24 protein-coding genes and 1 riboswitch are annotated in these 19548 nt (G+C 66.1%); of the genes, 13 read left to right on the top strand and 11 right to left on the bottom strand.

The features are described from left to right. The first annotated feature begins 36 nt into the window (after nt 1–36). Together ACFCV3_RS07670 and ACFCV3_RS07665 are read left to right on the top strand one after the other, a co-directional pair. Entirely contained in the window at nt 37–840 is an 804-nt protein-coding gene (locus tag ACFCV3_RS07670) for an LLM class flavin-dependent oxidoreductase (protein ID WP_376027236.1), read from the top strand. 26 nt (nt 841–866) lie between these two features. Further along, nucleotides 867–1547 (top strand): suppressor of fused domain protein, encoded by a 681-nt coding sequence (locus ACFCV3_RS07665; RefSeq protein WP_376027233.1) that lies wholly within the window; start codon nt 867–869, stop codon nt 1545–1547. A gap of 12 nt (nt 1548–1559) precedes the next feature. Here ACFCV3_RS07665 and ACFCV3_RS07660 read toward each other — a convergent pair whose 3' ends face one another. The 4 genes from ACFCV3_RS07660 to ACFCV3_RS07645 all read right to left on the bottom strand — a co-directional run bounded on the left by ACFCV3_RS07660 (nt 1560) and on the right by ACFCV3_RS07645 (nt 5105). Continuing rightward, nucleotides 1560–2225 carry a Type 1 glutamine amidotransferase-like domain-containing protein gene (locus tag ACFCV3_RS07660; protein WP_376027230.1) on the bottom strand — a complete coding sequence of 222 codons (666 nt, stop codon included), beginning with the start codon at nt 2223–2225 and terminating at the stop codon, nt 1560–1562. A gap of 37 nt (nt 2226–2262) precedes the next feature. Further along, nucleotides 2263–2700: a hypothetical protein gene (locus ACFCV3_RS07655; protein ID WP_376027229.1), complete on the bottom strand. Its 438-nt coding sequence runs from the start codon at nt 2698–2700 to the stop codon at nt 2263–2265. Nucleotides 2701–2811: 111 nt separating this feature from the next. Then, entirely contained in the window at nt 2812–4170 is a 1359-nt protein-coding gene (locus ACFCV3_RS07650; protein WP_376027228.1) for a hypothetical protein, read from the bottom strand. Nucleotides 4171–4313: 143 nt separating this feature from the next. Next, nucleotides 4314–5105 carry a hypothetical protein gene (locus ACFCV3_RS07645; RefSeq protein WP_376027226.1) on the bottom strand — a complete coding sequence of 264 codons (792 nt, stop codon included), beginning with the start codon at nt 5103–5105 and terminating at the stop codon, nt 4314–4316. 416 nt (nt 5106–5521) lie between these two features. On the opposite strand from ACFCV3_RS07645, the gene ACFCV3_RS07640 reads away from it, so the two are divergent. The 3 genes from ACFCV3_RS07640 (at nt 5522) to ACFCV3_RS07630 (ending at nt 8390) form a co-directional block, all read left to right on the top strand. Continuing rightward, nucleotides 5522–6649, top strand: a complete 1128-nt coding sequence (locus ACFCV3_RS07640; protein ID WP_376027223.1) for a helix-turn-helix domain-containing protein — start codon at nt 5522–5524, stop codon at nt 6647–6649. After that, complete coding sequence (locus tag ACFCV3_RS07635; RefSeq protein ID WP_376027220.1) at nt 6646–7806, top strand: hypothetical protein; 1161 nt, start codon at nt 6646–6648, stop codon at nt 7804–7806. Before ACFCV3_RS07640 ends, ACFCV3_RS07635 begins: the two co-directional genes overlap by 4 nt. Before the next feature lie 71 nt (nt 7807–7877). Beyond that, nucleotides 7878–8390 carry a GNAT family N-acetyltransferase gene (locus ACFCV3_RS07630; protein WP_376027218.1) on the top strand — a complete coding sequence of 171 codons (513 nt, stop codon included), beginning with the start codon at nt 7878–7880 and terminating at the stop codon, nt 8388–8390. Between the two features lie 61 nt (nt 8391–8451). Here ACFCV3_RS07630 and ACFCV3_RS07625 read toward each other — a convergent pair whose 3' ends face one another. Further along, entirely contained in the window at nt 8452–8730 is a 279-nt protein-coding gene (locus ACFCV3_RS07625; protein ID WP_376027215.1) for a hypothetical protein, read from the bottom strand. A 135-nt stretch (nt 8731–8865) separates the two neighbouring features. On the opposite strand from ACFCV3_RS07625, the gene ACFCV3_RS07620 reads away from it, so the two are divergent. After that, nucleotides 8866–9606, top strand: a complete 741-nt coding sequence (locus ACFCV3_RS07620; RefSeq protein WP_376027213.1) for an oxidoreductase — start codon at nt 8866–8868, stop codon at nt 9604–9606. A gap of 19 nt (nt 9607–9625) precedes the next feature. Beyond that, nucleotides 9626–10357: an SDR family NAD(P)-dependent oxidoreductase gene (locus tag ACFCV3_RS07615; protein ID WP_376027211.1), complete on the top strand. Its 732-nt coding sequence runs from the start codon at nt 9626–9628 to the stop codon at nt 10355–10357. Here the strand turns inward: ACFCV3_RS07615 and ACFCV3_RS07610 are convergent. The 3 genes from ACFCV3_RS07610 to ACFCV3_RS07600 all read right to left on the bottom strand — a co-directional run bounded on the left by ACFCV3_RS07610 (nt 10286) and on the right by ACFCV3_RS07600 (nt 12502). Next, nucleotides 10286–11224 (bottom strand): LysR family transcriptional regulator, encoded by a 939-nt coding sequence (locus tag ACFCV3_RS07610; RefSeq protein WP_376027208.1) that lies wholly within the window; start codon nt 11222–11224, stop codon nt 10286–10288. The genes ACFCV3_RS07615 and ACFCV3_RS07610 overlap by 72 nt on opposite strands. 174 nt (nt 11225–11398) lie before the next feature. After that, entirely contained in the window at nt 11399–11977 is a 579-nt protein-coding gene (locus ACFCV3_RS07605) for a suppressor of fused domain protein (protein WP_376027205.1), read from the bottom strand. A gap of 9 nt (nt 11978–11986) precedes the next feature. Then, nucleotides 11987–12502 (bottom strand): HAD domain-containing protein, encoded by a 516-nt coding sequence (locus tag ACFCV3_RS07600; protein WP_376027202.1) that lies wholly within the window; start codon nt 12500–12502, stop codon nt 11987–11989. 83 nt (nt 12503–12585) lie between these two features. Between ACFCV3_RS07600 and ACFCV3_RS07595 the strand changes: the two genes are divergently transcribed. Beyond that, entirely contained in the window at nt 12586–13056 is a 471-nt protein-coding gene (locus tag ACFCV3_RS07595; protein WP_376027200.1) for an NUDIX hydrolase, read from the top strand. On the opposite strand, the gene ACFCV3_RS07590 is transcribed toward ACFCV3_RS07595, so the two are convergent. Next, nucleotides 13007–13636: a tyrosine-protein phosphatase gene (locus ACFCV3_RS07590; protein ID WP_376027197.1), complete on the bottom strand. Its 630-nt coding sequence runs from the start codon at nt 13634–13636 to the stop codon at nt 13007–13009. The two genes, ACFCV3_RS07595 and ACFCV3_RS07590, sit on opposite strands and share 50 nt — an antisense overlap. A 61-nt stretch (nt 13637–13697) precedes the next feature. After that, nucleotides 13698–15122, bottom strand: coding sequence for a DHA2 family efflux MFS transporter permease subunit (locus ACFCV3_RS07585; RefSeq protein ID WP_376027195.1), 1425 nt, complete (start codon nt 15120–15122; stop codon nt 13698–13700). A gap of 83 nt (nt 15123–15205) precedes the next feature. Here ACFCV3_RS07585 and ACFCV3_RS07580 point away from each other — a divergent pair, with 83 nt between their 5' ends. From ACFCV3_RS07580 to ACFCV3_RS07570, 3 genes are read left to right on the top strand one after another with little or no spacing between them, the layout of a single operon-like run. Then, nucleotides 15206–15874, top strand: coding sequence for a TetR/AcrR family transcriptional regulator (locus tag ACFCV3_RS07580; protein WP_376027193.1), 669 nt, complete (start codon nt 15206–15208; stop codon nt 15872–15874). Nucleotides 15875–15878: 4 nt separating this feature from the next. Then, nucleotides 15879–16472 carry a GNAT family N-acetyltransferase gene (locus ACFCV3_RS07575; RefSeq protein ID WP_376027191.1) on the top strand — a complete coding sequence of 198 codons (594 nt, stop codon included), beginning with the start codon at nt 15879–15881 and terminating at the stop codon, nt 16470–16472. Between the two features lie 51 nt (nt 16473–16523). Further along, complete coding sequence (locus tag ACFCV3_RS07570; RefSeq protein ID WP_344153093.1) at nt 16524–16709, top strand: YegP family protein; 186 nt, start codon at nt 16524–16526, stop codon at nt 16707–16709. Between the two features lie 49 nt (nt 16710–16758). On the opposite strand, the gene ACFCV3_RS07565 is transcribed toward ACFCV3_RS07570, so the two are convergent. Further along, nucleotides 16759–17121 (bottom strand): YciI family protein, encoded by a 363-nt coding sequence (locus ACFCV3_RS07565; RefSeq protein ID WP_376027188.1) that lies wholly within the window; start codon nt 17119–17121, stop codon nt 16759–16761. Between the two features lie 94 nt (nt 17122–17215). Between ACFCV3_RS07565 and ACFCV3_RS07560 the strand changes: the two genes are divergently transcribed. Further along, nucleotides 17216–18178, top strand: coding sequence for a pyridoxal-phosphate dependent enzyme (locus ACFCV3_RS07560; RefSeq protein WP_376027186.1), 963 nt, complete (start codon nt 17216–17218; stop codon nt 18176–18178). A gap of 270 nt (nt 18179–18448) precedes the next feature. After that, a riboswitch (cyclic di-AMP (ydaO/yuaA leader) is annotated at nt 18449–18641 on the top strand. Continuing rightward, a complete protein-coding gene (locus ACFCV3_RS07555; protein ID WP_376027184.1) occupies nt 18641–19474 on the top strand; it encodes a C40 family peptidase in 834 nt (277 codons plus the stop codon). Its footprint overlaps the riboswitch before it by 1 nt. Nucleotides 19475–19548 lie beyond the last annotated feature (74 nt).

Raw genomic sequence — 19548 nt, 5'->3', positions numbered from 1 at the left:
GACGTTTCTGTCGGTTGCGGTCGCTAGCGTCGGTCCATGCGATTCTCTGTGACGTTCGGAGCGGTGGGGCCGGGGCGTGATCCGCGCGGTCTGGCCGAGCTCGCGCGGATGGCCGAGGACTGCGGCTGGGACGGCGTGTTCCTGGAGGACTATCTGGCCTACCAAGGCGATACGTCCCAGCCGACGTACGATCCGTGGATCTGTCTGGCAGCCATGGCTTCGGCTACGTCCAGGATCAAACTCGGTACGACGGTCACACCCGTGCCCCGGCGTCGCCCGTGGAAGCTCGCGGCCGAGGCAGTTGCCCTCGACCACCTGTCGAACGGCCGACTCATCCTCGGCGTCGGAATCGGCGACCCGGGTGACCCGTTCCTGGCCGGCGCCGGCGAACCCACCGACCCACGAGTGCTCGCCGAGATGCTCGACGAATCACTCGAAGTCATCACTGCTCTGTGGACCGGCCAACCCGTTCACCATCACGGCAAGCACTACCAACTAGCCGGCGCCCAGTTGACCGCTCGCCCGCTGCAGCATCCCCGCATTCCCATCTGGGTCGGAGGCAACCTTCTCGTCCCCGCGGTCCGCCGCCGCATCCTCCGCTGGGACGGCTCCACCGCCTACAAAGGCCCCACCACCGCACCCCAAAAGCTAACCCCACAAGACATCAGCGCCCTACGCGCCGACCGCAACACCCCACTCGACATCAAGGTCCGCCTGAACGACGGCGACCCCGCCACGTACGCCGAGGCCGGCGCCACCTGGGTCGGCCGGTGGATAGCCCCCGGCCCACGCTCAGAAGCCGAAGCCATCCTCCGCCAAGGCCCACCACGACTGGCCTGAACCACGGATGCTGGCATCATCGGCGGATGATGACGAAGGCCGAGTACCTCGCCCGTGCCGAGGCCGAAGACGATTGGGCGCCCGGGTGGCTCGCGATCGACGCGGCGTTCGGCGCCCGCTATCCCGCGATCACGCCCCCACACCTGGCCGCACCCGTGCAAGAACGAGCCATTTTCGGGGGCGAGGAGTACATCGACGGGTTCAGCATCTATCCCAGCCCGAGCGGCTACCAGCACCTCCTGACGTACGGAATGTCCAAGCTGTACGTCGATGAAGAGTCGTTCGGTGGCGCCTTCAGCGGCTGGGGATACGAGATGACGATGAAGATTCGGGCCAATGGGCCGGACGGATGCCACTGGGCGGTCAACTCGCTGCGCAACCTCGCTCGCTACACCTACACATCCGAGCTTTGGTTCGAACCGTTCCAATTCATCAGCGGACGGGGCGAGCCACTGCGTACCGAGAGCGACACCCTCTTGACCAGCTACGTGATGGCACCGGACACCGAGGTGCCCGGCATCGACACAGTCCACGGTCGAGTCGACTTCATCCAACTGGTCGGCATCACCCAACCCGAACTGGACTGGGTTGCCGGCGAGTCCGTCGAAGGGGCCGCCGAGCGGGCAAAGGACCTGCTACGCCGCATCGCCGACGACGGAAACCCTCATCTCGTCACGGACCTCTCCCGCTCTCACAGCTACGTATGACCGACCGAACCGCTAAGCAGGGAAGGCTTTCCAGTGGCCTTCGGTGATTACTTCTACGGGGCCGTCGGTGATCTTGAGGGCGGTTTGGTCGTCGATTGCGTAGGCGGGGCCGGCGATGGTGGTGGCCCAGGCTTCCGCGTTGGCCAGGGTGTTGTCGGGCATGTCTGGGTGGTCGAGGTGGGGGTAGATCGAGAAGTCGACGAGGCCGAGGGTGCGGTCGTCGGGGGCGGATGGCCAGGAGACGAAGTCGTTGCCGATGCGCGGGGTCAGCACCATGCTGCCGGCGCTCATGCCTACCCAGACTGTGTCGGAGAGCGACGGCAGGAGATCGGCCAGGCCTGACTCGCGGATCCAGTGGTACAGGTAGGTTGCGTCGCCGCCGTCGACCAGCAGTACGTCGGCCTCCTTGACCCATGGCACCCAGCGATCCGCGCCGATGCTGGGCAGGGCGGTGAGCTCGAGAACGCCCACGGATTCCCAGCCCAGGCTCGACATGTGCCATGGGGGTGTACCGGCAATGGCTTTTCGTGCCGTCACCGGACTCAGCGACGGGTGGCCCCACTGTGCAGTTGGGATGAACAGCGCGCGGGACTCGGAGATCGGCTTGCCGAGCAAGTCGATCAAGGCATCACGGATGCTTCCGTTCGTGATGCCTCCGGACGTGAGCAGCAGCTTCACAGATCCTCCTGGTCCCAGTACGGCGTACCGATCGATCCTAAGGGCGTAGTGGGCCGAAGAGAAGACGGCTGAGGAGGGCCATCAGGATGAGAGCCAGCAGCCCGGTCAGGGCAACGATCGAGATGATGCAGGCGACGTTTCTGGCGATCGCCAGGTTTCGGGTGCTGTGGGTGAAGTTGTCGGTCAGTACGGCGAGCGTTGCGAGCATCAGGAAGCCGGTGAGGGCGATGATCAGAAGGAGAACGTGATGTCCGCCAAGAGTGCCGGTGGCGGTGAATTTCGAGGTCTTGTCGAGCCATGGCCCGACGGTGTACATCCAGATCGCGGTCGCCAGATCGCTGACCATCAGGAACCAGTAGATGGTCGTGGGACGGGACGCTACCTGCTTCAGAGCAACGGTTTCGGGATCTTGTTTCGGGCGCACCAGTACCGGGTTGCGGGCGGTGCTCAAACTGCTCAGTCTGCGGACGGCCATCGTGCTACTCCTATCGCCCGGAGCGACGTCCGCCGCTGATTGCGGACGTCCTTCTGACGACAGTGAGCCTCAGCACGCAACAGCCTGGCGAATTCCGATGTCGTGACGGCATCAACGCGCCTGGTGGACCGCCGCAAGCTCCGCAACCAACGGTTCGCCAGCACCACGCGTGCTGGTGAACCACGGATGGACGGTCCCCGGCGCGGCATCGACGTACCGGGTGATTTCGCCACGGGTCGGACCACCGCGGAAGACGGGTTCATTCGCGTCCGGGACAGACTGATTCAGTACGGCGGTCAGTCGCGCCAGCCGGCGGTTTCGCGTCTTCGGCTGCCGGGAGAGCCGGATCTCCACCATCGCCCGCCGCCACTCGCTCAGCACGAACTGCGCTCGGCGTTGACGCACCAGCTCGTCATCCCCATCCGTCAGGGCCGGCGCTGTCTCGTACCCCGGATCGAAGACGTCGGCGCGAACATCGTCAGCCGACGCACCGCGCAACGGAACGTCCTGCATGAAGACCGCACGGCCCGGACTGAACTTCAGTCGCACCGGTGCATGCGCCACCCCAGAACGCCTGTCGACGAGTCGCACCATCAGCTGGTCCGCGATCACCGAAGGCACCCGCGAACCGAAAGCAGGCACGAGTACGCGGACCGTCGATCCGCCCCGCGACTCGACCATGCGGATCTCCGAAGCGATGACGCGGGCACGCACCTGACGAGGGTCGACCGAGCTACTGTCCTCACCATCGAACTCAACTGCCGGCAACTGCTCGACGCGTTTGAGAACTCCCCCAACCGGTACGGCGACCTTCAGGCGGCTCCACGCTTGAGCCACGGCATCGAAACACTCGTCGGGCCCGCCGGTCACCTGAGTGGCCAGGTTCGCGTAGCCAGTGGTGACTCGCGACAGCGAGGAATACAAGGCCCGCGGCAACGACGACGCGGAGTTCGCCAGGCCGGTCAGGTAGGTGGAGAGCTCTCCCGCTGAGCGCCTGGCAAGCACTACCGCCTGCCCATTGCGGTGCTCCCGCAGCGAGCTCGATCGCAAGGTCCGCGCAGCCCGGGCCCGAACGACCGCGCGCTCGGCGTCCAGCAACGCCTGGTCCAGAGGCACCTGCAGCCAGCGGTCCAATGCGTCGATCACCGCGAGTCTCCGCCAGGGCGCTGACTTGGCAGCATCGACAGATACGTCGGCAGTGAGCTGCGAGTCGGGGGCCGCACCGGCTCGAAGTTGGCTGAGATACCGAACGCTGTCCTGCCCGACAACGGCTCCCAGGAGATCCCCGTCAGCCCGCTCCCAGCGGTCGACCGCGACAGCACGCCATCCGTCCGGATCGGCCAGATCGATCTCGACACTGACGCCGGCCCCGAGCTGCGTCGTACCGGACAGGTCAGCCGGCGCCTCATCGGCCAGCCGAACCTCGGGCATACGATCCCCGATCCCTGGCGCAGTCAGGACGGCGATCATCGAAGTTCCTCCTCCGCGCGCTGCCGGGCCGGCTGGTCGAGATCGTTGTTGAGGTCAACGATCCCGGTGGATCGACGATGCGCTGGAATAGGGATCCTTAAAGGGTAGGTCTGCTCGGAAGGCCCGTAAAGGCGTCGGTGAAATCAGGCGGCCCGGGCGAATTGCCAGGCATTGACGGAACTCAGCCGGGAAGGACAGTCGGCGGGTTTCCCAGGTCCGGCCCACGGCGGTTCCGGACGGCGAGCGAGCTCGCGGATCGCGAGTCTCTGCAATCCGTTGTATTTGCCGCCATTGCTCCAGACCATGAGTGACATCTCCCCCGCGGACGGGTACCGCAAACGGCGCAGGTCGGTCGCGCTGCGGAGAAACTCCGCGCGCAGTCCGTCGCGGAGGGCATCGATCCGCTCCTCGACAGCGGCGGCTTCTTCGTCGACAGGTGCCGTCCTGGTCCAGGTCGCCGGGTCGTGCCGCACCCAGCACATGTACTCGACGAAGGCGAGCACCAGGATGTGAGTGGCCGGAGTCAGCTCGGCCGATCGCTCGGCGATCCGCTGGAAGAGTTCACTCAGTTCCTGCTGCTCCCGCCAGATCAGCCGGACAGCACGAAAGATGAGCTCGGCGTCGCCACCGGCAGCCGGCTTGGGCGGGAGAGCGAGTCGCTCGACCTCACCGGGCCAGGACGGTACGTCGTCGATCTGGCCGGTCTCGTTGACCGCGAGGCAGGGAAGTCGCGGGTGCCGGCGACGCAGCTGGAGCGCCGCACCCCCGAGCGTGGTCCAAGCCCGGCTGTGCTCGCCGATCGCACGGTAAGACATCGCTCGGGCGACCCGCATCAGGGTCGTCGCCAGGTACGCGTCGAGGAGCTCCGCTTCGTGCAGGATGCGCGAGGCCTTTCGCCAGTTCCCCAGCTCGAGCGCCTCGATCACGCCGATCATGGCTGCGGAGGGACTGGCCGAACACCCCTTGCGAAGGGCGATGGCGTCACGGTGAGCATCGGTACTACGGCCGGGAGTCTGCTCATGGGGCACCTGCTTCAGTCATCGAAACGGCTGCGGTCGTAAGAAGCTCCTGTCGCTGGCTCTGCTATCTACAACTGTTCTACCCCTGGATCTACCTAGATACACAGTAGAATCAGTGGAAAGGTAGATTTCCTCCTAACAAAGCCTGCACGGAGCCGAAGAGGTCACGACAAGATCACGATGCGGGCGCCACCGGTAGCGGCTGAGCCGCTGCACAGTTCTCGGTGTGGACGCTAGAGGGTGTCCACGCTTGAACTTCACCTGTAGTTAGGTGTAATCCGGTGGAGTAGGGTGACCGAATCCATTTGGACGCTGATCCACCGGGAGTGACCTTGGCCCCCTCGCCAGAGGCGGTACTCGCCGAGCGGCTGCGCGCGCTCAGACAGTCGCAGCGGCTGACCCAGGCGAGGCTGGCGCGCGCGCTGGGCGGCGCCAAGGGGATCTCGGTGTCGGCGATCAGTTCCTGGGAGAACTCCTCCGATCCGAAGTTGCCGCCGGCCGGCCGCCTGCGGTCCTACGCGCTCTTCTGCGCACAGGACCACTCGGCCGAAGCAACCCCGCAACTCGGTCGCGAAGAGGATCTGAACACCTCCGAGCGGGAGAAGTTCGATGCCCTCTACCGCGAGCTGGTCGGGCTCCGCGACGCCGCCCGGAAGAAGCCCGGTACGGCGGCCGCCGGCGCCGGCCTCTGGACCTTCGAGGCAGGTCCGGTCACGGTCATCTGCCCAGAGGCACCCGCCGCCTATCGCTCGCCACTGGCGGACGAAGCAAATCCCAACCACACCCGCATGTACCGGTACGCCGATGTCGACGCCCTGATCGAACTGTGGGGGCACCTCCGCGCCCGCAATCCCGAGCTGGAAGACCTGTCGCACAAGCTGCCGGAGGAAGCCGCCGCCCCCGACCTGACCGGCCACTTGATCGTGCTCGGCGGGATCGTCTGGAACGACGTCGCCCATCAACTGCAGCCACTGCTGCGCGATCTGCCCATCCAGCAGGTCGAAGTACCGGACCTCCTCAACGGCGAGGTCTTCAGATTGCCGGACGGGCAAGAATTCCGGCCGCAATGGGGCGAATACGAGCGCACCCTGGAAAAGCCACCGTCCAAGGAAGAGATCACCGCGGAACAGACCGAGGATGTCTGGCGCGACGGCAAACGGCGCGGTCTGATCGAGGACGTGGCATTTCTGGCGCGGGTTCCCAATCCCCTCAATCACACGCGGACGCTGACCGTCTGCAGCGGGGTCTACAGCCGGGGAGTTGTCGGCGCGATCCGTGCACTTACCGACATCGCCGTTCGGGAGCGGAACGAGGCGTATCTCGCCAGCAGGTTCCCGGGCGGATCGTTCGCGATCCTGATGCGGGTTCCGCTGCTGAACGGTGCGGCGATGTCGCCCGATCTGGAGATCCCGTACAACCGGCTCTACGAATGGTCGCCGGATGACGAGGCGGTTGCGTGAGCCGGCAGATCGGTCAGCGGCACTCACATGCATCCCTGTTACGCGATGTGTCCACCTCCGCCGTACCCCCGAGCCGCAGTCGCCTGGACGCGATCGTCGTACCGGCTGCGCGTCCTGCGTCAGCTCTGCAGAACATCATCGAACTGTCCGCAGCGCTGTCCGTCCCGCTGGTGGTTCTCTGTAGTCGGCAGACGAGCGGGGAACAGGTCCGCGAGCGCGTGGAAGAGTGTTTTGGCGCCCGCGCCCTGATCGTCGACGTACCGAGCGACTATCAACTCCCGGAGCAGTCGTACGCGACCGCACACCCGACGTTCTTGAAGGCTTCCGCCGATCGGTCCAGCGATCTCAGTACCAAGCGCAACATCGGCCTCCTGCTGGCCCGGCTGCGAGGCTGGAACAAGATCCTCTTCGTCGACGACGACATCAGTCACCTCCGGCCGTACGACGTCGGGCGCTTGACGAGCGTGCTCGACCGGCACCCGGTCGCCTCGATGATCACCCGGCGGTTCCCGGACAACTCCGTGGTCTGTCACGCCCGACGGCTGGCCGGATTCGATCAGGACATCTTCGTCAGCGGGGCGGTGCTCGGCGTACAGGTTCAGCATCCTGAGCTGTCGTTCTTCCCTGACGTCTACAACGAGGACTGGTTCTTCTTCGCGCGTCAGGCCGCTGACCGCCACCTGCCCAAGGTCGGTGAGGTTCGGCAGCTCGACTACCTGCCGTTCTACGATCCGCAGCGGGCGGCTCGGGAGGAGTTCGGCGATCTGCTCGCGGAGGGGCTCTATGCCCTCTTCGAGAGCACGCCGGGATGGCACTTCGACGATCAGCTGAAGCTCGCCGCCAGCCGCAGCTATTGGCGCGACTTCCAGCAGATTCGCCTGGAAATGATTCAGGAGACGCTGGACAAGCTGGCGCCGGCGCATCACCCGCATGTGCGGAGCGCAGAGAAGTCTCTGATCGAAGCGACGTCGCAGGCATCGGCCATTGATGCCGAACTGTGTGTCGACTATCTCGAGGCATGGCAGCAGGATGAGCGCAGGTGGCAGAAGCGCCTCGTGAACCTGAGCCCTGCATCAAGCGATCGCTACGCCCTGGCGGAGCTCGGCCTGCCCAGCGGGATCGCGTGCGGTTACGGGGCCGAAGCCGTCGCCCGCTGATCGCTGCCCTTGAGGCAGTTCACCGCGCGCAGCTAAACTCTCCCTTCCCGGCGCGGACGGAGGGGTCCCGGTTGCTGGAGCTGCATGCGCGCGATCCGCAGATCTCAGTCTTCCGTCTCGAGGCGGATGACTGGCTCACCGCTCGGGAGCTGCGGTTGCAGGCGCTGAGGGATTCTCCTGACGCGTTCCTCGGCGGCATGACCGCGGAGGGCGAGTACGACGAGAAGCACTGGCGCGGCGAGCTCGAGCTGAACGTCTGGTTCGTGGCCCGGCTGGACAGCGAACCCGTCGGTCTCGCGAAGCTCAACCGCAGTCCGGAAGAGGACGACGGCATGCACCTCGAGGCAATGTGGGTCGCCCCGGCCGCCCGCCTCCGCGGAGTCGGCGAGGTCCTGGTCGCGGCCGTCGAGTCAACAGCAACCGCCCTCGGAGCCCAGCTCCTGCGCCTATGGGTCTTCGCCGAGATCCAGTCCGCCCACACCTTCTACCGCCAACTCGGCTACACCGGCCCGGTCCGCCGCCAGGCGATCAAGGTCAACGACCGCGTCCGCATCGAAGAAGAGTACGAAAAACACCTCGGGTGAGGAGGCGGTGCGGTCGACGTCAGCTCGATGAACGTCGCACCCGCTCATCATGTTCTGGCGGTCAGGACTCGGGGCCGTCTTCGGGAGGCTCGTCGTCTGGGCCCACGTGTTCGAGTAGGCGGGCTTGGGCTGCGGTCAGGCGGTCTGCGTAGTCGCCAGCGAAGATCTCAGGCAGCGTGGTCTCAAGGGTGCCGGAGATCGTGTAGATGGGCGACCATACGGCTCGGTCCGTGATGATCGAGCCCAGGCGGTCCGAGTTCATCATCGCCTCGTAGAGCCAGGCTGAAAGGACCAGCGCCTGATCGTGGGTCAAGGTGATGGTCACTGGATCGTCGTTCACCCGATCACGGTAACGGGGACACCGGCTGTGACGCCATAGGCATTCCCTATGGACCGCATTGTCTTTTCGTCTTTGTCTGCTTTCTTTTTCGGCTCTAGCTTGAAATGGAGATTGCCGGAAACGAGAGGCTGGACAATGCAGGAACTTGCGGGGAAGAGGGCTGTTGTCACGGGTGGTACCCGTGGGATCGGGGCTGCGGTGGTGCGGCAGTTGGTTGGGGCTGGGGCGGAGGTGCTGGCGACTGCTCGGTCGGCGGGGAGCGGTGCGCCGGACGGCGTGACGGTGGTGGAGGCCGACGTACGGAGTCGGGGTGGGGCTGAGGTTGTTGCCGCGGCTGCGGAGGAGCGGTTCGGCGGGGTGGACATTGTGGTGCACAACGTGGGTGGGGCGCGGCCGTTTGTGGACAGCTCGGCCATTCCGGATGAGGAATGGCAGGACGCGTTGGATCTGAACTACCTGGCGTCCGTGCGCCTGGATTCGTTGCTGGCAAAGGGAATGCGGGAACGACGGTCCGGGGCGATCGTGCATGTGTCATCGGCGGCGGTGTTTACGCCGATGGGACCGTTCCTGCACTACATCGCGGCGAAGGCGGCGTTGGAGAGCTACAGCCGCGGACTGTCGGTGGAGTTGGCTCCGTACGGCGTCCGCGTGAACACCGTGACTCCAGGCCGGGTCGCAACACCGGGCGGCGTGGCGACCCGCGAACTGTGGGCGCAGTTGGAGGGCGCGTCCGGGGACTTCGGTGCACCTCCGCTGGGACGCGACGGTGAGCCTGACGACATTGCCAATGCAGTGTTGTTTCTGGTGTCGGAGCGGGCGGGCTGGTTGACCGGTAGCAATCTCGTCGTCGACGGCGGCGAATATCCCCGGCGTTGAGGGTTTAGGAGAGCATGAAATGGAATTACAGGGTAAAACCGCACTGGTAACTGGCGGGACATCTGGAATCGGGTTGGCGACGGCTCGGTTGCTGGCTCGCGGTGGTGCTGAGGTTGTCATCAGCGGTCGTGATGTACGGCGTGGTGAGGGTGCTGCGGATTCGGCGCAGGCGGATGGATCGGTTCGGTTCGTGCCGGCCGATCTGGCTGACTTGGAGTCGGTTGCCGAGCTCGGGCGACAGAGTGGGCCGGTCGACATTCTGGTCAACAACGCGGGCGCCTTCCCCACCGCGCTGACGGTTGAGCAGAGCGTGGCGGACTACGAGCGGATCTTCGACACCAACGTGCGTGGTGCGTACTTCCTGGTCGCGACACTCGTGCCACACATGCTGGCGAAAGGCGCGGGCAGCATCGTCAACGTCACCACATTGGCTGCACACAAGGCCTTTGCCACCACTTCGGCGTACAGCGCTTCCAAGGCCGCGCTGGCTTCGCTGACCCGGACTTGGGCGGCAGAGTTCGCGGAGGGCGGCGTACGGGTGAACAGCGTTGCACCTGGACCGACGCGCACGGAAGGTGTGCTGGCCGAGTGGGGTCCGGAGGGCAACGAGGGGATGGCCAAGGAGTTGGGGCTCGCACGGACGGCCGACGCATCGGAGATTGCCGAGGCGATCTACTTCCTAGCTTCTCCGCGCGCCAGCTACGTCAACGGAACCACGCTCCACGTCGATGCCGGCGGCCGTGTCTTCTAGCAGCCAGGTCTCCTGACGAAGGAGCTCGAGCAGGGCCGTCTCGGCGGGACCCGCGTCCTCACGAACCACGGCGATGACGGGCTGGGTCACGACCGGGGTGACCGGGCGAATGAGGTGCTCGTGGCCGTCGGGTACGGCCGAGGCCGGGACGAGTGTCACGCCCAACCCGTGGGCGGCCCAGCGCACGGCCGTCGACGTCTGCGAGACGCGGGCGGCGGTGGTCGGGGCCAGATCGTGCTCGCGGAGGACATTCAGCAGTACGCCGTCCAGCGCACTGTCGCGGTCGAACCTCAACCAGGTCTCGTCTTTCAGGTCGCGAAGCTCGACCCGGTCCTCGGCGAGAAGGTGATGCCCGGGGCCCAGCACCACAACGAATTCCTCAACACCGAGATGGTGTGCGTTGGCTGGACTCCGATGGCAGGCGGCCATCAGAGCGAGGTCGAGTACGCCGCGACTGCACAGGCGCTCCAGCTCAGCCGAGCTCTGCTCCTCGAAGACCGTGACCTCCAGCCGCGGGAAGCGGCCGCGCAACGCACTCAGCGCGCCCGGCAACTGCCGGGTCCCGAAGCCGAGCTGTACGGCGACGACCAGCTCACCCACCAGCTCGTCAGCACCAGCCCGGGCGGTCGCTCGCGCCCGACGGGACGCGTTCACCGCGACCTGCGCCTCCCGCAAGAACGCCCGCCCGACGACGGTCGGCACCAGCCCGGTCGGCGTACGGGCAAACAACTGCACACCCAGCTCCCGCTCCAGCCCTCGAATCTGCTGCGACACCGACGGCTGCGCAACCCGCAACTTCTCCGCCGCCGCAGTCACCGACCCCTCCTCAGCAACAGCCAACGCGTACTCATACTGCCGAAGACTCATCGGAATGCTGCTCCCCTGTGGTGGATCGCGATGCAACCACCAGTGTTACACCGCAGACCACAACCTGATCGACAGGACGTATACGCCGACGACGGCCTTCGCGCGGCAACTCCAGGCGGGCAAGCCGGTCTACGTATACGACTACCTCCTGTCCTTAGAGCGCCATTGGCTACGTCAGATCGCGGAAGGTCGCCGCGGCTGCCAGTAGCGCAGGCCTACCTGGTCGAAGCGGGACTCCAGGGCTTCTAGCCCGGATGCGACTTTGAATGCACGTTCGGCCTCGGTGATGGGGAGCAACCAGAGGAAGTCGACGTGGCGGTCGCCGACGTGGCAGGTCTGGAGGTCGGGGCCGAAGGGGTACGGCAGGCTGACCAGGAGGTGATCGCAGGGAGATCCCGGCAGCCACGGCTCACCGATCGGCACGGTATGACCTAGGCCGAGTTGGCCGCCGCGGTGGTAGTAGGCAGTCATCGCGAGCAACTCGACTGCGCGTGGGTCTGCGGATTCGGTGCAGAGGACGAATTCCAGACCGTGGTCGTCGTCGGGAGTCGCCGCCCAACCTCCGATGGACAGATAGGTCCACAAGCCACCACGAGCGGTGGGCGGCACGCGCAGAACCCGGAAGTGCGGATTCTGATCGAGGATCGGTCCCGCGGTCCAGGTGAACGCTTCCATGTCCTGACCGCTGAAGAACCGCCGTACATGCTCCTCGAGCGCGCCACAAACATCGTCACACGGCGGAAAGTCAGCCATCCCCGGATGCTACCGGGAGGACACCTCCTTACTCACAAGGCAAACGACGGCCTCGCTGATCAGCCATTGGTGGAGGGTGGCGAAGTCTGCGTCGGTGAGGCCGCGGGTGGGGTCGACTTTGTGGAGGAGGACGGGGGCTGGGTGGTGGGCTTGGACCCAGTCGCGGTCGGTGTTGGTGATTTCGTCGTCGAGCCAGATGAAGGGACGGGCGGCGGCTTGGTGGACGATGGTGGGCGTCTTCCAGTGCAGGTCGAGGGGCTCGTCGCCGGTTGAGTCGGGCCAGGTGACTACTGGGAGGTCGGCGAAGCCGAGCCTTGGTGAGACGCAGTCGTTGGCGTCGTCCATCCAGGTGGTCGCCCAGACGAGTTCACAGCCGAGGCCGGCCAGGCGCGGGCCGTGTGCCGGGTTGACGCGGTCGAGGAGCGGATTCATGTCGTCGTACGGCGGATAGGCCGGATACGGCTGCGCGGCCCCGAAGGGGATGAGCGGACCATCGACATCGAGGAAGAGCAGCGGAGCGGGCACCGTCGGACGATAGCGGGCTCAGCGTCGCTGATCGGCAATAACTGGTCGTCTGGGCCCGACTTGTTACCGAGTACCTTGCTGGGATGAGTTTTCGGTTGGCGGCTTATGGGGTTTGTGTTGCGGGTGGGCGGGTTCTGCTGGCTCGGTATGTGTCGCCTGGTGGCGAGGGGACTTGGTGGACTTTGCCGGGTGGGAAGGTGGAGTTCGGGGAGGATCCGGTGGATGCGGTGGTGCGGGAGCTCGAGGAGGAGACCGGGTTGGCGGGGGTGGTGGAGGAGTTGCTCGGGGTGGACTCTCGGGTGATTCCGGCGCATGAGGCGAAGCGCGGGGTGCCGCATCAGAACGTGGGGGTGTTCTACGGGGTGCGGGTTGTCGGTGGGGTGATCCGGCCGGAGGCCAATGGGGAGACGGCGGAGGCGGTGTGGACGCCGGTTGAAGAGGTCTCGGGGTTGGATCGGTCGGCAGTGGTCGATGTGGGCGTCGGCTTGATGACTGAGCGGCCGGCTAGCGGGCATCTGCCCCCGGTGGCGGTTGGTGGATTAGTGCGGCACTGAGGCGATTCTTCAACCCAGCAAGGGCTGCTGAGGTCAGGCCGGCTCGCAGGAGATAGTCGGCAGCGTTCAGATCGGCCAGGAGAGTGCGCATCGTGGCCGCCAGCGGCGGGGCGTGTTCCCAGGTGGGTGGAGCAGTGGCGTAGTCCGCAGCTATGGCTTCAGTTGGTACGCCGATCGCTGCCAGCGTGAGCGCGATGACCAGGCCGGTGCGGTCGCGCCCGGCGTGGCAGGCGACTACTACTGGGCCTGGCGGGGCTTCGGCGATGGCGGTGACTGCTTTGGCGAATCGGTGGGGGTAGTTGTCGATGAGGACGCGGTACTGGACGTATAGGTCGTCCGAGTCGATGGCTGGGTCGGCGGGGTCGTTCAGGGGGACGCTCAACCAGCGCGGGTCAGTGGCGAAGGGCGACGGGTATTTCTCGCATTCCCAGACGTCGCGGAGGTCGATGATGCGGGTGACGCCGACGGCTGCGAAGGCGGCGTGGCCTTCGGCGGTTAGTTGGTCGAGGTTGTCGCTGCGGATGAGGCCGCCGAGGTCGCGGGTGTTGCGGCAGTTGGGCCAGGTGAGGGGCGTCGGCATGCAGTCGATCATCAATGACGAACGCCTCGGCGTGCGAGGTGCCGAGGCGTTCGTGATGCTGTTAGGCGGCGGCTGTTGCTTCGGTTAGTTGGTCGGCGGTGGGTTGGAGTTGGGGGGCGGCCAGGGTGAGGAGGACGTTGGCTAGTGAGAAGAGGGCGGCTACCAGGAGGCCGCGTTCGAAGCCTGCTTCGAGGGCGTGTTGCTGGGTGGCGCCGTGGGTCAGCTCGGAGGTGGTGTGGCTGATTGACAGAGTGGTGACTATGGCTAGGCCTAGCGCGCCGCCTACCTGGTACATGGCGTTGACTACGCCGGAGGCTGCACCGGCTTCGGCTGGGCGTACTTCGGAGACTGCGGTGATCTGGCCGGGGACTCCGACGCCGATGATGCCGAAGCCGAACAGGATGAGGCCGGGCAGGAGCTCGGTCGCGTAGCTGCCAGTGGCGTCCGCCTGTGAGAGCCAGAGCAACGCACCGACGCTCAGAACGGCTCCGGCGAGCTGGACGGTCCGCGTGCCGATTCGCTGTACCAACTGAGAGGCCAGTACGGCGCCAACGATCGCGGCACCGCCCATGGGCAGGAAGTGCACGCCCGCCTCGAGTGCGCTGTCCCCTCGGACCTGCTGCAGGTAGATAGCGGTCAGGAAGAACATGGAGAGAAATGCAGCGCCGTTGAGCGACAGTGATGCGCCGGACACGCTCAACGCTCGGGACCGGAAGAGCCGCATCGGGACGAGCGGAGCCGCGGACCGCCGTTCGACGAACACGAAGGCGACCATCAGCGCCACTCCGGCAGTCAGTACGCCGATGACCTCCGCCGATCCCCATCCACGGGGCTCCGACCGCACAACGCCGTACACGATCGACATGAGTCCCGCCGTACCGAGTAGTGCGCCCAGGGTGTCGAAGGTGCGCGCACCGACGTGGTGACGCACGTCCGGCACGAAGACCGGGATCAATGCGATCAGTGCGATCACGATGGGCACGTTGACGAAGAAGACCCACTGCCAGCTGAGTGAATCGACCAGTACGCCGCCCGCGACCACTCCGAGCGTGCCACCGAGACCCGCCAGGCCGCCCCAGACACCCATGGCGATGTTGCGCTCACGTCCGTGCGCGAAGGTCATGGTGAGAATCGCCAGCGCAGCAGGCGACAGCAGCGCTCCGCCAAGACCTTGTACGGCGCGGGCCCCGATCAGGAACTCGGGTGAGGTGGACAGGCCGGCCACCAGCGAGGTGATGCCGAAGAGGACCAGGCCGCCGACGAAGACCCGGCGTGCACCGAGCAGGTCGGCCATCCGGCCGCCGAGGAGCAGGAAGCCGCCGAAGAGCAGCGTGTAGGCGTTGATCACCCACTGCAGGGAGTCGGCGGAGAAGTTCAGGTCCGCCTGGATGTCCGGCAGCGCGACGTTCACGATCGTCACGTCGAGCACCACGATGAATTGGGCGAGGGCCAGGACCGCCAGGGTGGCCCAGGGACTGCGTCGCATTCCGACCTCACTAAGTCTACGCCGTATGTATACGCTGTATGCGTACGTGGTAGACGGTAGGTCTACGGTGTAAACTTGTCAACGTGATCACCAAGGAGACGCCTCGCCGCCTGGATCCGCAGAAGGTTGTCGACAGCGCGCTGGCCATCGCCGACGACGAAGGTCCGGCGGCCGTCACGCTGCGGCGGCTGGCTCAGCTGCACGGCGTCACGCCGATGGCGTTGTACCGGCACTTCAAGGACAAGGACGACCTGCTGGCCGCCCTGGGTGACCGCTTGATCGCGAGCGTCGTGCTGCCCGAGCCGACCGATGAGCCCTGGGACAAGCAGCTCCACGCGGCACTGAGGGCGTTCGTGCAGGCTCTGCGCGCACACCCGCGGCTGGCTGACCTGACGCTGCGCCGGATGCTCGTCTCCGAGGACGGCCTCCAGATCTCCGAGCGACTCATGGAGATCCTCACCGCAGGTGGCTTCGACATCGACGACGCGGCGGAAGTCGGGCGGCAGTCGGTCTGCTCGCTGATCAGCCTGGTGACCACCGATCCGATCACGCGCGAGGTCAGTGACCCGGTGCAGCGCGAGGATTCGTTGCGGGTGAAGCGTGCCGCGCTCGGTGCGCTGTCACCGCACAAATACCCGTTGGTGACCGCAGCGGCCGACACTCTGGTCTGCCCGGCGTCGAGCGATCGGTACTACGACCTGGGGATCGACCTGGTCGTGGCCGGTATCTGCGGCGTACTGAACAAGGAGTAGCAGCTTGGCTCTCAGCGTCCTGACCTATCTGGAGATGCACAGTCCAGAAGAGATCCGTCCGGCGAAGGAACAGCCAGTAGAGGTCAGAGCGGTCGAGGAGGTCTCCCCGGAGTTCGCTCGCTACTTCTACACCGCGGTCGGCGGCCACTGGCACTGGATCGGCAAACTCGGCTGGAACTGGGACCAGTGGGTGGAGTGGCTGAGCAGACCCGGTTTCGAGACCTACGTGCCGTGGGTCGGCGGAGTACCGGCCGGGTACGTCGCCCTGCGCGGAGTGGGCAGTGAGGTCGAGATCGAGAACTTCGGCCTGCTGCGGAGCTTCATCGGCCGCGGAATCGGCGGACACCTGCTGACGGTCGGGCTGCGCCAGGCGTGGACGCTGAACGAGCGCCACGAAGGCGTCGCCCCAATCACTCGCGTCTGGGTGAATACGAACACCCTGGACGGCCCGGCCGCGCTGGCGAACTACAAGGCGCGCGGGCTGACGCCGTACAAGACGGTGGAGGAGGAGCGGCCGGACGCCGACGGTACGGCGCCTGGGCCGTGGCCCGGCTGGGACGGACCGCCCGGCGTGGTGCGGGAGGTACCGGCGGGCTGACGGCGCTACGCTCGCCAACGGAGTGATACCAATCCAGGTGGAGGTATACCGATGGCGGCGAAGTTCGAACTCTACAAGGACAAGTCCGGCGAGTTCCGGTTCCGGCTGAAGGCCGGGAACGGCGAGGTGATCGCGACCAGCAGCGAGAGCTACGAGACCAAGGCCGGCGCGCTGAACGGGATCGAGTCGATCAAGAAGAACGCGGCCGACGCGAACCTTGACGACCAGACCGACTGAAACGTCAAGAAAACAAGGGGGTTCCCAACGGAACCCCCTTGATCTTTTCCTACAGCCCGACCTCGTGAATCACCGGCCGGACCTCGACGCCGAGGCCCTCGATGCCGGCATCCGGAATCATCGCGGCCAGCTCCTGAGCACGCTCCAGGCTGGCGACGTCGATCAGGTAGTAGCCGGCCAGAAACTCCTTGGCCTCCAGGAACGGCCCGTCCGTCACGGCCGGTACGCCGTCCCGGACCTTCACGACCGAGCTCTTGGCCGGCTCGGCCAGCGCGACCGTACTGTGGAATTCGCCGGACTCCTGGATCGTCGCCATGAACTTCTCGTGCCCGGAGAAGATGGCCTGCTGCTCGGCCTCGCTCAGCGCGGACAGCACGTCGGGATTGATGTTCAGGACCACTAGGTACTTCACGGGCGTCTCCTTCAGCTGCGGACCCGGCCCGGGCCCTCTCGGTGATGAGTACGGAGCCGACCGCACCACTTTGACATCGCGATAGCGTCACCCCATGGCTGAGCTGAGTCTCACAGATGTCCAGGCCGCCGCGAGCCGGATCGCGGGCGTCGCACACCGTACGCCGGTGCTCACGTCCCGGACCCTGGATGAGCAGGTCGGGGCACAGGTGTTCCTGAAGGCGGAGAACTTCCAGCGGATCGGGGCCTTCAAGTTCCGCGGCGCCTTCAACGCGATCAGCCGGCTCTCCCCAGACGAGCTCGAGCGCGGCGTCGTGGCCTACTCATCGGGGAACCACGCACAGGCCGTGGCGCTGGCCGCACGGCTGGCCGGTACGAAGGCGACTAACCTGATGCCCGCCGATGCACCGCCGACGAAGATCGCGGCAACCAAGGGGTACGGCGCTGAGGTGGTCCACTACGACCGCTACACGCAGGACCGGGCCGCACTGGCGATGGAGCTGGTCGCTGACCGCGGGATGACGCTGATCCCGCCGTACGACCACTACGACGTGATGGCCGGGCAGGGGACGGTTGCACTGGAGCTGATCGAGGAGGTCGGCCAGCTCGGCGCACTGGTGGTCCCGGTCGGCGGCGGCGGGCTGATGGCCGGCTGCGCGACCGCAGCCACGGCGCTGTCGCCGGGGATCCGGATGATCGGCATCGAACCGGCCGCGGGCGACGACCACGCCCGGTCCCTGGCGGCCGGGGAGCGGGTGACGATCGACGTACCGCGGACGATTGCCGACGGTCAGGCGATCTCGACTCCGGGCGAGCTCACGTTCGCGATCAACCGCCAGTTGGTGGAGGCCTTCGAACTCGTCACCGACGACGAGATCCTGGCCGCGATGACGTTCGCGTTCGAACGGCTGAAGATCGTCCTCGAGCCGAGTGGGGCGAGCGCGCTGGCCGCCCTGCTGGCCGGGCGGATCCAGGGGTTGCCCGAGCGCGTCGGAGTCGTGCTGAGCGGCGGGAACATCGGTCTGGACCGCTTCCAGGCCCTGCTCGCAACTAGCTGAATTTGCAAGGAACTGAGGCGGCCCTGAGTACGCACTGTGCCCGTTGTCACAGACAGCGACCACGAAGTGTGACCCAGCTCACATCGAAGCCCTCATTTGGCGCCTCCGCCCCGCTCAGACGCGCTCAGGACACCAGATGTTCACCCCGACTCCCTGATCCGTCAGAGAGCCTCTGAGGGCCTTTTAGGAGGGTCTCTGTCGATTCGAGGGTTTGCGTCGTGATCGTTCTGTTATACAGTCGTCGGCGGTTCGGTAAACAACACGAACTGCACAGGTGTCACGCCGAGCTCTGCCAGGCACCTGCGCTCCCCTCGAACAACCAATGGCAGAGGTGGGGGACCCAGGAGGTTGGGGTTCGACCGTGAGTGGTCGAATCCCTGGGGTGAAGTCCGCGGGAGCGGACCGGGCAAGATTTCCCAGCCCGAACCCGACAGCTAACTCCGTAGGCGTCGGGAGACAACCATGCCCGTCACTGCCCGACGGACGTCGCTTTCGCGCGCCGTCAGCCATACCGAGTCCGCCGCCATTCGGACCACCGCCAAGCACCGCAAGCCTTCCCGGTCCGCAGCTCCGCGGGCCGCGGCCGCCGTACTGTCCGTGGGTCTCGCCGTCAGCGGCGGCGCCCTGGTCAGCATCGCTGCCGCTCCGACCACCGCCTCGGCCAAGGCTCTGACCCCGGCCCAGGTCCGCGGTCACCAGCCGATCAAGAGCCGCCCGCTGCTGCGCAAGGGTGACTCCGGCCCGACCGTGAAGTTCGTCCAGCGCGCACTGCGGCTGGGTCCGGACGGCTACTACGGCAACACCACCGTGGTGGCACTGCGCAAGTTCCAGCTGTCCTGGGGGATCAAGGTCAGCGGCACCACCGACCACGCGACCTGGGGTCGCCTCACCTGGGCCGCCAAGCACAAGGTGCTCTACGGCAACAAGGGTGGCGTCAAGGCGCAGCTGTTCCGCGACAAGGTGCTGAAGGAAGCCGCGAAGCTCAAGGGCACGCCGTACCGCTACGGCGGCACGTCGAAGCGCGGCTTCGACTGCTCCGGCTACACCGGCTACGTGTACAAGGCAGCCGGCAAGAAGATGCCGCGCACCTCGCGTCAGCAGTACACCGCGACGAAGCACATCAGCCGCTCGGCCGCCAAGCCGGGTGACCTGGTCTTCTTCAAGAACGGTGGCGGCAGCGTCTACCACGTCGGTGTCTACGCCGGTGGCAACCTGCTCTGGCACGCGTCGAAGCCGGGTACCCGGATCGGCAAGGGCAAGATCTGGACCAAGAGCGTGGCCTTCGGCCGCGTCTGATCCTTCCCCGTCAGCGGCCCATCCCCCCGGGCACGCTGACCACTGAGACCGGCCGCGGGATCGTCGACCCCCAC

The sequence above is a fragment of the Kribbella sp. NPDC056345 genome, from assembly GCF_042262745.1.
Classification (GTDB): domain Bacteria; phylum Actinomycetota; class Actinomycetes; order Propionibacteriales; family Kribbellaceae; genus Kribbella.
Note: the sequence above shows the minus strand (reverse complement) of the source record. Positions and strands in the feature narration are given on the sequence as shown.